The 13679-nt window shown below is 62.7% G+C and carries 12 protein-coding genes and 1 riboswitch; of the genes, 11 read left to right on the top strand and 1 reads right to left on the bottom strand.

Going from position 1 to position 13679, the window contains the following annotated elements:
• Positions 1–272 precede the first annotated feature (272 nt).
• The 6 genes from ABD819_RS03245 (at position 273) to ABD819_RS03220 (ending at position 6494) form a co-directional block, all read left to right on the top strand.
• The gene (locus ABD819_RS03245) at positions 273–1844 is read left to right on the top strand and encodes an NAD(P)/FAD-dependent oxidoreductase (protein WP_345120918.1); all 1572 of its coding nucleotides are present in this window, start codon (positions 273–275) and stop codon (positions 1842–1844) included.
• Positions 1845–1967: 123 nt separating this feature from the next.
• Positions 1968–2315, top strand: coding sequence for a hypothetical protein (locus ABD819_RS03240; RefSeq protein ID WP_345120916.1), 348 nt, complete (start codon positions 1968–1970; stop codon positions 2313–2315).
• 88 nt (positions 2316–2403) lie between these two features.
• Positions 2404–3498 carry a TonB-dependent receptor gene (locus tag ABD819_RS03235; RefSeq protein WP_345120914.1) on the top strand — a complete coding sequence of 365 codons (1095 nt, stop codon included), beginning with the start codon at positions 2404–2406 and terminating at the stop codon, positions 3496–3498.
• Positions 3499–4629 carry a TonB-dependent receptor plug domain-containing protein gene (locus ABD819_RS03230; protein WP_345120912.1) on the top strand — a complete coding sequence of 377 codons (1131 nt, stop codon included), beginning with the start codon at positions 3499–3501 and terminating at the stop codon, positions 4627–4629.
• Positions 4630–4713: 84 nt separating this feature from the next.
• Positions 4714–5889: an MFS transporter gene (locus tag ABD819_RS03225; RefSeq protein WP_345120910.1), complete on the top strand. Its 1176-nt coding sequence runs from the start codon at positions 4714–4716 to the stop codon at positions 5887–5889.
• Positions 5890–6134: 245 nt separating this feature from the next.
• Positions 6135–6494: a CoA-binding protein gene (locus ABD819_RS03220; protein WP_345120908.1), complete on the top strand. Its 360-nt coding sequence runs from the start codon at positions 6135–6137 to the stop codon at positions 6492–6494.
• Positions 6495–6676: 182 nt separating this feature from the next.
• Here ABD819_RS03220 and ABD819_RS03215 read toward each other — a convergent pair whose 3' ends face one another.
• The gene (locus ABD819_RS03215) at positions 6677–7675 is read right to left on the bottom strand and encodes an ABC transporter ATP-binding protein (protein WP_345120906.1); all 999 of its coding nucleotides are present in this window, start codon (positions 7673–7675) and stop codon (positions 6677–6679) included.
• Between the two features lie 293 nt (positions 7676–7968).
• Positions 7969–8042: riboswitch (Fluoride riboswitch) on the top strand.
• Positions 8043–8089: 47 nt separating this feature from the next.
• On the opposite strand from ABD819_RS03215, the gene ABD819_RS03210 reads away from it, so the two are divergent.
• The 5 genes from ABD819_RS03210 (at position 8090) to ABD819_RS03190 (ending at position 13599) form a co-directional block, all read left to right on the top strand.
• Entirely contained in the window at positions 8090–9421 is a 1332-nt protein-coding gene (locus tag ABD819_RS03210) for a chloride channel protein (RefSeq protein ID WP_345120904.1), read from the top strand.
• 93 nt (positions 9422–9514) lie between these two features.
• Complete coding sequence (locus ABD819_RS03205) at positions 9515–10591, top strand: tetratricopeptide repeat protein (protein ID WP_345120902.1); 1077 nt, start codon at positions 9515–9517, stop codon at positions 10589–10591.
• Positions 10592–10730: 139 nt separating this feature from the next.
• Positions 10731–11288, top strand: coding sequence for an RNA polymerase sigma factor (locus ABD819_RS03200; RefSeq protein ID WP_345120900.1), 558 nt, complete (start codon positions 10731–10733; stop codon positions 11286–11288).
• A 54-nt stretch (positions 11289–11342) separates the two neighbouring features.
• Positions 11343–12428 (top strand): hypothetical protein, encoded by a 1086-nt coding sequence (locus ABD819_RS03195; protein ID WP_345120898.1) that lies wholly within the window; start codon positions 11343–11345, stop codon positions 12426–12428.
• Positions 12429–12447: 19 nt separating this feature from the next.
• A complete protein-coding gene (locus ABD819_RS03190; protein ID WP_345120896.1) occupies positions 12448–13599 on the top strand; it encodes an outer membrane beta-barrel protein in 1152 nt (383 codons plus the stop codon).
• Positions 13600–13679 lie beyond the last annotated feature (80 nt).

The following is a 13679-nucleotide window of genomic DNA, read 5'->3' as shown; positions in this document are numbered from 1 at the left end:
CGCAAGTTAACGGGAGCGAGGAAGTGCGATGTGCTCAGTAGTTGTGGGCGATGAAATAACCTGATTGGCTTGCCGCCTCGGCGTAACTTTGCAACTAGAGCCGTTTTGTAGTCTTTGGAAGGGGTTAAAAGTTGAGAGTTAAAAGTTAAATAACAGACAGCATGATTTTTAACTTTTAACTCTCAACTTTTAACCCCTTCCAATAATCTGAAAATTGCTATAGGGCGGCAGCCCCTAAAACCCAAAAGGATAAATACCTTTCATATACACATATGTTGAAACAAGAACTGGAAATCCTGCTCCCTCCTGAAGTCGCATTTGACGAATTCGCATGCTACGAGGCAGTGCTGACGCAGGCGGGAGTAAGCCCCGGCGAAGCCGATTTTGTTCACCTACGCCGGCGTTCCATTGATGCCCGGGGGCGGCAGCCCCTTATTCGGCTGCGCGCCGACGTTTATCGTACCGCGCCTCCTATCGAGCTTTTTGGCCCCTGGTTTGTTTATCCAAATGTGAAACAATCAAAGCGAACTGTTTTGATTGTAGGTGCCGGGCCAGCGGGCTTGTTCGCGGCTCTGCGCTGCATCGAACTCGGCTTGAAACCCGTGGTGCTGGAGCGTGGCCGCGATGTGCGCGCCCGGCGGCGCGACCTGGCGGCCATCAACAAAGAGCAGCTGGTGAACCCGGAGTCTAACTACTGCTTCGGGGAAGGCGGAGCCGGCACTTACTCCGATGGCAAGCTGTATACCCGTGCTACCAAGCGCGGCGATGTGAGCCGCGTGCTGCGCCGGCTGGTGCAGCACGGCGCCACCCCCGACATTCTCGTGGATGCCCACCCCCACATCGGCACCAACAAATTGCCGGCTGTAGTGCAGGCCCTGCGCGAAGCCATCATCGAGGCGGGCGGCGAAGTCCGTTTCGATACGCGCGTGACGGACCTGCTCCTCGAAAACAACCACCTGCGCGGTGTGCTAACGGCCACCGGGGAAGCCCTCGAAGCCGATGCCACGATTCTGGCTACCGGCCATTCGGCCCGCGACATTTACGAGCTGCTGCACCGCCGCGGCGTGCTCATCGAGGCCAAACCGTTTGCGCTGGGTGTGCGCGTGGAGCACCCGCAGGCCCTGATTGACCAGGCCCAGTACCGCCGGCCGGAGCGCGGCCTGCTGCCGGCCGCGTCGTACTCGCTGGTCCACCAGACGGAAGTGGCCGGACAGCAGCGGGGCGTTTTTTCGTTTTGCATGTGCCCGGGCGGGTTTATCGTGCCGGCCGCCACGGCACCGGGCGAAGTAGTGGTGAACGGCATGAGCCCCAGCCGGCGCGACTCGCGCTTCGCCAACTCCGGCATTGTGGCCGCCGTGGAGCTGGCCGATATGGACGTGGCCCAATATGGGGCGCTGGCCGGCCTGCATTTTCAGCAGGCCATTGAGCAGCGGGCCTGCCAGGCGGCGGGCGGCACGCAGCGCGCACCGGCCCAGCTGCTCGGCGATTTTCTCAAGCGCAAAACTTCCGCTGAGCTGCTCGAAACCTCTTACCAGCCGGGGCTGGTGTCGGTGGCGATGGACGAGGTGCTGGGCTCGGCCTTAGCGGAGCGCCTGCGCCAGGGCTTCCAGGATTTTGGTCGCAAGATTCCCGGCTACGCTACCAATGCCGCGCAGATTGTGGGCGTGGAAAGCCGGACCTCCTCGCCGGTCCGCATTCCGCGCGACAAGGACACCCTGCAACACCCCGTAGTGACCGGGCTGTTTCCGTGCGGCGAGGGCGCGGGCTACGCGGGTGGCATCGTGTCGGCGGCGATGGACGGCGAGCGTTGCGCCGAAGCCGCGGCGGCCTTGGTAAAACGCTAATTACCTTTAAGTAGTCGTTCAAAAGTAAACGGGTTGCACGTTGTTATTTGTTGGTCAACTGTTTATCGACCAACTAACAACCGACAACTAATGCCTAACAACTTAAGAAACTAACTCGCTGCCATGCTGCCCTTGCGCCTGCTGTTTCGTTCGTTCGCCCTCTTGCTCGGGCTGCTCTACCTGGGCGGCGTGTGCGAGCTGGACGCGGCCGAGGCCCGGCAGCATTACGCCCACGAAAGTCACGACTACATTACAACGGCCCCGACCGCCGAGGTGCCCGCCCCGATTCCGCAGCCTGATGCGCCGGCCGTAGTACTCGTCGCGGGGCCCGGCCCGGCCCGGCCCCCTGTCCGGCTTTCGTCGGGCAACGCGGCCGGGTCAGCGCCTGGCCCTGGGTGGCCAACCCGCCGCCGCCGGTGCGCCGGCTCTACCTGCGCTACGCCGTACTGCAAGTCTGATTTACGGGTTTGAACTCCGCCCTGGCGGCTCTCGGTTGAGGGCCGCCTTTCGTGTTTATCCCCGTTTTTCAGCCTTTTCGGCGCGTTGCGCCCTCTCAATTATGAAAGTTATTCTGTTGCTGCTGGCGCTGCTTGGCAGTGTCGGCGCGGCCGTGGCCCAAAGCCCGCTGCGCGTGCTTGTGCGCGACGAGCGCACCAAAACTACCCTGCCGGGGGTGAGTGTTGTTATTCCAGCGCTACAAATCGGGACGGCCACCGATGTAAACGGCCGGGCCGAGCTGCCCAACGTGCCGGCCGGGCCGCAGCAAGTCACCTTTTCCAGCATCGGCTACGGCCCCCGCACCGTAGCCTTCACTCTGCCGCAAGCATCGGCCGAGCCGGCGCTGGTCGAGCTGGAACCAAGCAGTCTGGAGCTGGAGGGCGTGGTAGTGGAGGCCACCCGCACGGGCTCGCGCATCGAGGACGTGCCGGTGCGCATCGAGGTGTTGGGACCGGAGGAGCTGGATGAGAAAAGCAGCATGAAGCCGGCCAACGTGGCCATGCTGCTCACCGAGGCCAGCGGCATCCAGCCCCAGTTTACTTCGGCCAATTCCGGCAGCGTGGCCTTCCGCATTCAGGGCCTGGACGGGCGCTACACCCAGATTCTGCGCGACGGCTTCCCGCTCTACGGCGGCTTTTCGCAGGGGCTGAGCCTGGTGCAGATTCCGCCGCTGGACCTGCGGCAGGTCGGAATCATCAAGGGTGCATCCTCGGCCCTGTACGGCGGCGATGCCATCGCGGGCTTGGTGAACCTGGTGACCAAAACGCCCACCGCCACGCCCGAGCTGAATGTGCTGCTCAACCAGACCCAGAAGGGCGGGCGCGACCTGACCGCCTTCTACAGCGGGCGCACCGGGCAATTGGGCCTCACGCTGCTGGCCACCCAAAACACCCAGCGGGCCTTCGACGTGGACGGCGACGGCTTCACCGACCTGCCCCAGGTGCAGCTCACCAACGTGAACCCGCGCCTGTACTACTACCTCAACGATTCCACGACCGTGTACCTCGGAGCCACGGCCGGCGTGGAAACCCGCACCGGGGGCGATATCGAGGCCATCGTGAACCAACCGGTGGGCCTGCGCCGCTATATTGAGCGCAACCGCTCGGAGCGCTACAGCACCCAATTCCGGGTTGATGCCCGGCGGCGCGGCGGGTAGGTGCTGACGCTCAAAAACAGCCTCAGCTCGTTTACGCGCAATATTCAGGCCGGCGACGCCTACTTTGCGGGCCGGCAGTTCTCTACCTACTCGGAGGCCGCCTACCTGGTGCCGGCCGGGGCGCACCGGGCCGTGTTCGGAGCCACGGTGACCACCGATAATTTCCGCGAAACCACCGCCCCGGTGCCGGGCACGGACCCTCGCGACTACCAGTACCAGACCTACGGGCTGTTTGCGCAGGACGACTGGAAGCCCTTGGAAAACCTGACGCTGCAAGCCGGCCTGCGCACCGACTACCAGCGGCCCTACGGCTGGTTCGTGCTGCCGCGCTTCTCGGCGTTGTACAAAGCCGGCCCGCATGTCGCCTTGCGGGCCGGGGGCGGCTACGGCTACAAAGCGCCCACCATCTTCGCCAACGCCACCGAGCAGCAGGCCTACGTGGGCGTGCGCGCCCTCAACCCCAACACGGTGCGGGCCGAAACCTCGCGGGGGCTGAATGCCGACGTGACGCTAAAGGGAGTTATCGGCGACCTGGGCGTGGTGCTGAATCAGGCCGCGTTTTACACCCGTCTGGAACACGCCCTGATTCCGAATCCAACTTTACAGCCGCTGGGCATCATCGAGTTTACGAATTCGCTCTCGCCCATCACGGCGCGGGGCCTGGAAACTAACCTGCGGCTCAACATCGAAGACCTGCAGTTTTTCACGGCCTATACCTTCACTGATGCCCGCCAGACCTACGACGCCACGCAGCCCGCACAGCTGCCGTTCGTCTCGAAGCACCGGCTGGTGCTGACCACCGTGTACGAGCAGCCCAAAAACTTCCGCCTGGGCCTGGAAGGCACCTACAACGGCCCGCAGTACCTGGGCGAGGGCGACCGGCAGGGACGCGGCTTCTGGCTGCTGGGGGTACTGGCCGAAAAGCAGTTCCCGCCCCATTTCTCGCTCGTGGTAAACGTCGAGAACTTCCTCGACGTACGCCAGACGCGCTACGAGCAAGTGGTATACGGCCCCGTTGACCGGCCCTTGTTCCGGCCCCTGTATGCCCCGCTGGATGGCCTCGTCGCCAACGTGGCCTTACAGCGGTTTCCAAGTCCATGTACAGAGTTAAAAGTTAAAAATCAGACGTAGTGGGTTTTAACTTTTAACTCTCAACTTTTAACTGTTTTCAAAAATGTACACTGACTCGGAAACTGCTCTAAAACTGACACTCTGATGGGCCGCTTTTCCTACATCACCCGCGCCGTCTGGCTGCTTTCACTTATTAGCCTCTTCACCGACCTGGCCAGCGAGATGCTGTATCCGGTCATGCCCCTCTACCTGCAATCCATTGGGTTCTCTATTTTCTTCATTGGGCTGCTCGAAGGCGTGGCCGAAGCCGTGGCAGGACTGAGCAAGGGCTACTTTGGGCAGTGGTCGGATAGGCTGGGGCGGCGCGTGCCCTTCGTGCAATGGGGCTACGGGCTGAGCGCGTTATCGAAGCCCATGCTGGCGGTGCTGGCCGCGCCGTGGTGGGTGTTTCTGGCCCGCACCGTGGACCGGCTGGGCAAGGGCCTGCGCACCGGAGCGCGCGACGCGCTGCTCTCGGACGAAACCACGCCCGAAAATAAGGGCAAGGTATTCGGCTTCCACCGCTCGATGGATACGCTGGGCGCGGTATTTGGCCCGACCGTAGCGCTGCTCTGGCTGGCGGCGCGGCCGGGCCAGTTCCGGCCGCTGTTCTGGTGGGCCTTTGTGCCGGGGGTGCTGGCCGTGGCCGTCACCTTCGCCCTGCGCGAGCGGCCCGCTGTGCCCTCGGGCCGGCCGCCGCAACCGTTTTGGGCCTCGTTTGGCTACTGGCGGGTGGCCCCGCCCGCCTACCGGCGCGTGGTGGGAGGGCTGCTCGTCTTTGCCTTATTCAACAGCTCCGATGCGTTTCTGCTGCTGCTGGCCCGGCAGCGGGGCGTGTCGGAAGCCGGGGTTATCGGCCTCTACATTCTCTACAACGCCGTGTACGTGCTCAGCGCCTGGCCCCTGGGGCACCTGGCCGACCGCCTGGGGCCGCGCCGGCTGCTGGTGGGCGGCCTGCTGGCCTTCACCGCGGTGTACGGCGGAGTAGCCCTGGTCCGCGACGGCTGGGCCTTCGCGGGTCTGTTCGCATTGTACGGCTTGTACGCGGCCAGCACCGAGGGCGTGGCCAAAGCGTGGGTGAGTAACCTCTGCGCCCGCGCCGATACCGGGGCAGCGCTGGGCACCTTGGGCGGGCTCAGCAGCCTGGCCGCGCTGGGGGCCAGCCTCGGCGCGGGCGCGGTGTGGCAGCTGGCCGGGCCGGGCTGGACGTTCGGCCTGGCGGCCGGGGCCGCGCTGAGCGTGGCCGGGTATCTGGCGGTGGTCCGGGTCCGGGAAGGGTAGCCTCGCAACTTGGTGGCCAGATATTAGTTGACCGATTTCCTTAACGTGCTATATTTTCCGTTTTCTGAGAGCGCCCCAATAAGGCCCGTGCGGGTTGGCAGAATAACCGTTCGGTCGCGGGCGCACGGGCCGAATTGAAAATTCGGGGTACTCCGCCAGCTAACCCAAACCGCCGCTTCCAGTATACAGCAGTGCGGTGCCCTGCTACCATTTTGGCCAGCCCCTCACTCACTATTATTTTTCCAATGAAAAAGACTCTCGTTCTCGGTGCTTCCGATAATCCGGCCCGCTATTCTTTCCGGGCCGCGCACATGCTCAAAAACCACGGCCATGAAGTGGTGCTGGTTGGTATTCGCAAGGGCGAAGTGGCCGGCATGGCCATCCACACCGACCGCCCCCAGGCCCAGGACATCGACACCGTAACCTTATATGTAGGCCCGCAAAACCAACCTGGCTGGTACGACTACATTCTGAGCCTGCAGCCCAAGCGCATCCTGTTCAACCCTGGCACCGAAAACCCCGAGCTGGAGCGGCTGGCCCACGAGCGCGGCATTCAAACCGAGGAAGCCTGCACGCTGGTTCTGCTTTCGATTGGCCAATACTAGAGCGGTTTCGGAGTTGGTGAATGTAGCGCGGACTCTGTAGTCCGCGTCTGAACGAACCAAACGCGGACTACAGAGTCCGCGCTACACACCCCAACCTGAAAACCGCTCTAAGTTGATTTCTGATTCTGGCAAAAAAGGCGTTGGTTCCGAGCAGCAGCTCCGCAACCAACGCCTTTTTTTCATTAGCCACCGACAAGCGCCCAGCCGCTTCCGGCATTAACGGTAACGCTGACAGTATCGCCCACCTCAAACGACATTGAGCCAGTGCGAGCCCGGACAATGTTTGCCGGTAGTTCAATTTCCAGCTCTACATAGCTGCCGAAAAACCGGACGGCCCGCACCGTGCCCGGCACACCTGCGCCGCCAGCCGGCCCCAGCACGAATTGCTCCGGGCGCACCAGTAAGGGACTTTTCGCCGCCCCGCGTTTGGGGCGGGAGCCGGGCACCATGGCCCGCTGGTCGGCCCCATGCACGAGGTTGTAATCGCCGAAGAGAGCAGCGGTGTACTCATCCACCGGCTGCTGATAGATTTCGGCCGGGGCGGCCTGCTGCACAATCCGGCCCTGCCGAAGCACGATTATTTCATCGGCCCAGGGCAGCGTGTCGGCGGCATCGTGCGAAACCAGCAGGCTGGTGATACCCAGGCGCGTGCCCAGCTCGTCGATAATAGCCTGCATTACGCGCTTGTGGCTCCGGTCGAGGTTCGAAAAAGGCTCGTCGAGCAGCAGCAAATCGGGCATCCCCAGCAGCAGCCGCGCCAGGGCCACGCGCTGCTGCTCGCCGCCCGAAAGCTGGTCGGTGCGCCGGTCGGCGAGGTGGTCGATGCGGCACAGCTCGTACAGGGCCTGAGCCTCGGCGGGGGCAATTTTGTTGGCGTAGCGCAGCACCTGCTCCACCCGCAGCGAGTGCGGCAGGTCCGATTTCTGCGAGAGGTAGGCCACGCCGGGGTGGCCGGGCACGAGCGTCTCGGCCGGGCCGCGCACCCGGCTGCCGTGCACGCGCACCTCGCCCGTGCTGGGCTGAATCAGGCCGGCAATTACCTGAAGCAGGGTACTTTTACCGGTGCCCGATTCGCCGGCCAGCGCCAGCTTCTGGTGCGCCTGCTGCCGAAAACTGATGCCGCTAAGGACCGAAACGCCGTTTTCTGCCAGCCCGATGCCGGCTACCGTGAGCAACTCCATGCAAGACAATTAATACTTTATAGCAGTTTTCGAGTCAGCGTACATTTTTGACAACAGTTAAAAGTTAAAACCCAATACGTCTGATTTTTAACTTTTAACTCTCAACTTTTAACTCTGTACAGGAACTTGAAAACCGCTGTAGGACGCCGGTGACAGTATTGAGCCGGGCCCGCCCCAGCAACCAGCTGAATGCGGGCGCAAGCTACATTCACCCCAAGGCAACCCATTCGAAAAACGATTAACAACATTCGGCGGCCATGTTCGCCAAACCTGCTTTCCCGCCTATCTTTGGCCTGCCCAACGGTGATGGATTTCCACCGCGAACCGCCGCCGCTCCGCGCCGCGTGCTGATGATTCCTACGGAACGGACGGCCAAAGGGCCGCGCCGAATTGCTCATCACACCATTCGCTCCCGTGGCTTTTTCCGCTGCTTTCGCCCGTTTACTACCCGCTGCCTGGCGCGGCTCCGCTCCTGCTTCGGCCTTGTTTTTTCTCCTGCGCTGGCTCGTCATCGGCAGTCTGATTGGCGGGCTGGCGGGCACGGCCTCCGCGGGCTTTCTGGTGTCTTTGGATTGGGTGACGCGCTGGCGCGAGGGGCATCCGTGGGCGCTGGCCCTGCTGCCGGTAGCGGGCCTGCTCATCGGCCTGGCCTACCACTACGGGGGCGGCCGGGCCGGGCGCGGCAACAACCTGCTCCTCGATGAGATTCACCAACCCAGCCGCCAGCTTCCGCTGCGGCTGGTGCCGCTGGTGCTGGGCGGCACCCTAGCTACGCACCTGGGGGGCGGGTCGGCGGGCCGCGAGGGCACGGCCGTCCAAATGGGCGGCGCGCTGGCCGACCAGCTCACGCGCTGGCTGGGCCTGCGCCCCCGCGACCGCCGCCTGCTGCTGATTGCGGGCATGAGCGCCGGGTTTGCGTCGGTATTCGGCACACCGCTGGCCGGGGCCGTTTTTGGGCTGGAGGTTTATCTGCTGGGCTCAATTCGCTACGATGCCATCCTGCCCAGCTTCCTGGCTGCCGTGGTGGCCGACCTCGTGACGCGGGCCTGGGGCGTGGGCCACACCCCCTACCCCACGCTGGAGGCCCTGCCCCTCACCCCGCTCCTGCTGGGGTGCACCCTGCTGGCGGGGGCCTTGTTCGGACTCACTGCCCGCAGCTTTGCGGCCCTTACGCACGCCGTGGGGCATTTTTTTGGCAAGATTAGCTATGCGCCGCTGCGGCCGGTGCTGGGCGGCGTATTGGTGGCGGGCCTGATGTGGAGCCTGGGCACCGGCCGGTTTAGCGGGCTGGGCATCCCGGTTATCGTGGAGGCGTTTCAGCACCCGCTGGCTCCCACCGATTTTGCCTGGAAGCTGGTGCTCACGGCCCTCACGCTGGGCTGTGGCTTCAAGGGCGGGGAAGTCACGCCGCTGTTTTTCATCGGGGCGGCGTTGGGCAGCGCCCTGGCGCTAGTGCTGCCATTGCCGGTAGCCCTGCTGGCGGCCATGGGCTTCGTGGGGGTATTTGCGGGCGCGGCCAACACCCCGCTGGCCTGCCTGCTGATGGGGCTGGAGCTATTTGGCGGGCACGGAGCCGTGTACCTGGGCCTGGCCTGCGTGGTGGCCTATCTGTTTTCGGGCCACACGGGCATTTATTCTTCCCAGGTGGTGGGCCAGGCCAAGCACCTGCGCTTCGCTAGGCAGCAGGGCCGGAAGCTGGGCGAGCTGGGCCACTCAACCCGCCGACCTACCGACCCGGGCAAGTAGACAAACCGCACGATTACGACGCCGCTTCTTCATAAGTTTACCAGAATCTAACGCTCTTCTTTTCACACCTTTTTACCAAAACGGACTACTTTAATGCGTAAACTTTTACTACTCCTGGGGCTGACTGCTGGCTTCGCATTCTCCGCGCAAGCACAGTCTGCCAAGGAAATGGCGCTGGCCAAGGGGCGGGAGGCAATTAAGCTCATGGATGGAGGCGAGCTGCTGCAATCCATCAAGCTTTTAGAGGAAGCCCGCCAACTCGAACCGGCCAACTACCATTACCCCTACGAGTTAGCGCTGGCCCACTACCTGAATAAAGAATATACCACGGCCATCGCGCTGCTGGAACCGTTGCTGAACCGGCCCGAAGCCAGCGACCGCACCTTTCAATTGCTGGGCAACAGTTTCGACCTCGCGGGCAATAGGGCGAAAGCCGTGGCCACGTACGAGCAGGGTTTGGGTAAATTCCCGGCTTCCGGCTCTCTGCACCTGGAGCTTGGCAACCTACAAGCCACCCAGAAAAATTATCTGCCCGCACTCGACTATTATGAAAAGGGCATTGAGTTGGCACCGGCTTTCGCTTCCAATTATTACCAGGCGGCCAAAATTTACCTGGCTTCCAATAATGAGCTCTGGGGCATGATGTACGGGGAGCTGTTTATGAACCTGGAACGCAACAGCGGCCGCACCGCCGAAATAAGCAAGCTGCTCTACGACACTTACAAGCGCGAAATCACTTTCCCGGACGAAAACTCGGCTTCCGTCAGCTTCGGTCAGGCCGTGATGGACGCCTCCACGATGGGCAAGGGCCAGAAACTCAAGCTACCCTACAGCATCGCCTACGAATCGACACTGGCGGTGGCGGTGGCTGCGGAAAAGACCATCAACCTGGCCTCCCTGAATCACATTCGCAGCAATTTCATCAGTGCCTATTATTCCATGAAGCGGGATGCCACTTACCCAAACATCCTCTTTGATTACCAGCAGCAAATAGCCCGGGCCGGCCATGCCGAGGCTTACAACTACTGGCTGCTCATGAAGGGCGACGAACCCGGCTTCGACCAGTGGTATAAGGACAATCCGGGAAAATGGAAAGCTTTTGCAGCCTGGTTCAAAGAGAACCCGCTCGCGCTTGATGCCAAACACCGGTTTTATCGCACTCAGTACTAGCCTTTGGCAGACCAATTTCTACCTTCGGAGGCCTGACCAATTGGTCAGGCCTTTTCGCTGCGAGTATCTTTTCTTTCCCAGGCAACCTTTCATTCACTTTGCGCATCTGCCGCGCGACCCCCACCATTCTTTCTGCACTTTGCCCACTCTTACCGTGACTGAATCCGACCTCATCGCCGCCTGCGTGCGGGGCGAGCACCGGGCCCAACGCCAGCTCTACGACCAGCTGGCCGGGCTCATGCTCACCGTGTGCCGGCGCTACCTCAAGCGCCGCGAGGATGCCGAGGAAGCCCTGCTCCTGGGTTTCGCCAAGATGTTCCGGGCCCTGCCCAACTACCGCTTCGAGGGCAGCTTCGAAGGCTGGGTCCGCCGCATCATGGTGAACGAATCGCTGATGCAGCTGCGCCAACGCGAAACGCTCACCCTCTCGTTTGAAGACTTTGCCCAGCCCGAAAACCTGGCCACCACCGCTGCCACCGCCGATACCCAGCTGCAGGCCGAAGACCTGCTGGCCCTGCTGGCTACCCTGCCCGCCGGCTACCGCACGGTGTTCAACCTCTTCGCCCTGGAGGGCTACGGCCACCAGGAAATTGCCGACCTGCTGGGCATCAGCGAAGGCACCAGCAAATCGCAGCTGAGCAAGGCCCGCGCCATGCTCCAGCGCCGGGTTCAATTCGCGGCCATCTCGACTAACTAGCCCGTCGTCTTTCTCCCCTGACCGGCTATTCACTCCTAACTACCGGCACTTATCATGCTTCCTGAAGATATCGACGATTTATTCCGGGACAAACTGGACGGCCACGCCACGCCGCCCCACGATGCCCTGTGGGCGCGGCTCCAGGCTGAGCCCAGCGCCGCGCCCGAGCCCGGCTCCGACCGCCTCGACCAGCTGTTTCGGCAGCGCCTGAATAGCCATGCCACCGCTCCCGGCCGCGAGGTGTGGGAACGTCTTGAAGATGAGCACCTGCGGCCCCGCAAGCGCCGGCCGGCCGCCTGGTGGCCCATGGCCCTGGCGGCCGTGGTGGCGCTGTTGCTGGTGGCGGGCGGTGTGGGCCTGTGGAGCGGGCGCAGCATCGGCAGTGGCCCCGGCGGCGCGGTCGCATCGCAGCAAACCCGCACGGCCGCTCCCGCTGTATCGGCACCAGCTGCTTCTTCAAAACAACCCATTGAGGCCGAATTGGCGCGCGCTGCTACTGCTACCCAAAGTGCCGGCAGCTCCGCGCTGACCACGGCTGCGGCTCCTGAAACAATGGGTGCCCTGGCTACGCAAAAAAATACGCTGCCCCAGGCAACCCGCTCCAGCGAGCTGGCATCTACCGCTCCAAAGGCCAACAGGGCCACCGCCGGGCAGTCGCCCCGCCACTACCTGGGAACCAACCGGCAGCCGGACGCGGCCACCGACCACCGCCCCCAAGTGGCCCGCACGACTCCCCGCCCGGCCCCTGCCCCGGCCCGCTCCACCGTTGCTGACGAGCCACGGCCCACGCCCGAACCTTCTACCATTGCCCTCGCTCCCAAGCCAGCTCCAACTCCGGAAATCGTCCGGACGCTGCCGGTACCGACCGCCAGCCTGGCCAGCACCAGCGAGCTGATAACCGTGGACGTGCGCAATGGCGGCACGCCCCCCGCCCGGCTCGCCAAAATCAGCAGCTCGGCGCTGGCCGCAGCCGAAGCGCCCGCCGGGCGCCGGGGCCTGGGCGGCCGCCTGCTGCAGCAGGCTGGCCACCTGGCCCGCGGCGAGCGGGTCAGCCTGGCTGAAATAACGGGCTTGCCCGAGAACGTGACGCTCCAGGCCAATTTGGCGGGCCGCAGCATCAGCAAATCCATTCGACTCTAACTCCTTTTTTTTAGAAATCATGCAACGCGCTTTTCTCTCCTTTTTTCTGATGGTACTGGTGGGCGGGCTGGCTGAGGCCCGCTCCACCGCGCTGGCCACCCCAGCCACAGTGAAAGACACCATTGTGGTGCGCCTGCCCAACAAAGCCACCCTCACCCTGACGGTGCGCGACGCGGCCCAGCTGCGCGAAATGAAGAATTACCAGCTCGACTCCCTCACCTCGCGGCTGGCCGGCTACATTACCCAGGCTGAAAAGGCCGCCAAGGATGCCTCCACCGACCAGGTGACGCTGCAATTCTACCCCGACAAGGACCAGCCCGGCAAGAACCTACCCGAGCAAATCCGCATCACGACCCGTAAGAAAGCCGCGAATACCAACCGGGTTGATGTGATGCTGAACAAGACGTTTGGCGTGGTGGTGACGACTGACCAGGATGGCACGAAGTCCTACAATACCAAGGAAACCAACAGAACCGGTGCGCAGCGCCAGGCGCACCGCGATTCCACCCGTTTGAAACAACTTGAGCGCAAATCAACCAGTGTCAACTTTGTTTTCGACCTGGGCCTGAATGCCTTCGTCAACCAGAAACCCCGCTCCATTACACTGCCTGGCGAAACCGGGTCGGTGGACCTGCGCACCGAAGGCTCGCGTTACGTTAACCTTGGCCTTGACTTTGTGACCCGCCTCGGCGGCAAGCGCAGCCCGATGAGCATTGTGGTCGGGCCCGAAATTTCTTTCAACAACTACATGCTGAGCGGCAACAACCGGTGGCTGGATGCCAATGGCCGCACCATGGTCATTCGCGAAACCGACGGCCGGCAGTTCCAAAAGACCAAGCTGGCTTCCTCCTCTATCAACGTGCCCCTGATGCTTCAGCTTCAGCTGCGCGACTCGCACTACAAGCCCACCCTCATGCTGAGCGCTGGTGGCTTCGCCGGCTACCGCATCAAGTCCTGGACCAAGCTCAAGTACACCAACGAGGGCTCGACCAACAAAGAAAAAGAGGATGGCAGCTACAACATGGAAAACTTCCTCTATGGCTTGCAGGGTACGATTGGCTACCGCGGCCTGGAGTTTTTCGGGAAGTACAACATGAACGGCTTATTCAAAGAAGGAGCCGGCCCCGATACCCAGGTACTGAGCTTCGGCATCCGCATCGCCGGCAACTAGCCAGCACCGGGCAAATGCTCAATCAAAAGGCCCGTCTCATGCTGAGACGGGCCTTTTGATTGCGTAGCGGTGACAGCTTT

It is taken from the genome of Hymenobacter antarcticus, from assembly GCF_039539545.1.
In the GTDB taxonomy this organism is placed as follows: Bacteria; Bacteroidota; Bacteroidia; order Cytophagales; family Hymenobacteraceae; genus Hymenobacter; species Hymenobacter antarcticus.
The sequence above is the reverse complement of the archived record's forward strand: the minus strand, read 5'-3'. Positions and strand labels throughout refer to the sequence as shown.

What these genes read in the sequence shown, in the direction of transcription:
- ABD819_RS03220 (WP_345120908.1), top strand. Translation starts at nt 6,135, where the DNA reads ATGAAAAAGACTCTCGTTCTCGGTGCTTCCGATAATCCGGCCCGCTAT.
- ABD819_RS03240 (WP_345120916.1), top strand. Translation starts at nt 1,968, where the DNA reads ATGCTGCCCTTGCGCCTGCTGTTTCGTTCGTTCGCCCTCTTGCTCGGG.
- ABD819_RS03215 (WP_345120906.1), bottom strand. Translation starts at nt 7,675, where the DNA reads ATGGAGTTGCTCACGGTAGCCGGCATCGGGCTGGCAGAAAACGGCGTT.
- ABD819_RS03205 (WP_345120902.1), top strand. Translation starts at nt 9,515, where the DNA reads ATGCGTAAACTTTTACTACTCCTGGGGCTGACTGCTGGCTTCGCATTC.
- ABD819_RS03245 (WP_345120918.1), top strand. Translation starts at nt 273, where the DNA reads ATGTTGAAACAAGAACTGGAAATCCTGCTCCCTCCTGAAGTCGCATTT.
- ABD819_RS03190 (WP_345120896.1), top strand. Translation starts at nt 12,448, where the DNA reads ATGCAACGCGCTTTTCTCTCCTTTTTTCTGATGGTACTGGTGGGCGGG.
- ABD819_RS03225 (WP_345120910.1), top strand. Translation starts at nt 4,714, where the DNA reads ATGGGCCGCTTTTCCTACATCACCCGCGCCGTCTGGCTGCTTTCACTT.
- ABD819_RS03235 (WP_345120914.1), top strand. Translation starts at nt 2,404, where the DNA reads ATGAAAGTTATTCTGTTGCTGCTGGCGCTGCTTGGCAGTGTCGGCGCG.
- ABD819_RS03195 (WP_345120898.1), top strand. Translation starts at nt 11,343, where the DNA reads ATGCTTCCTGAAGATATCGACGATTTATTCCGGGACAAACTGGACGGC.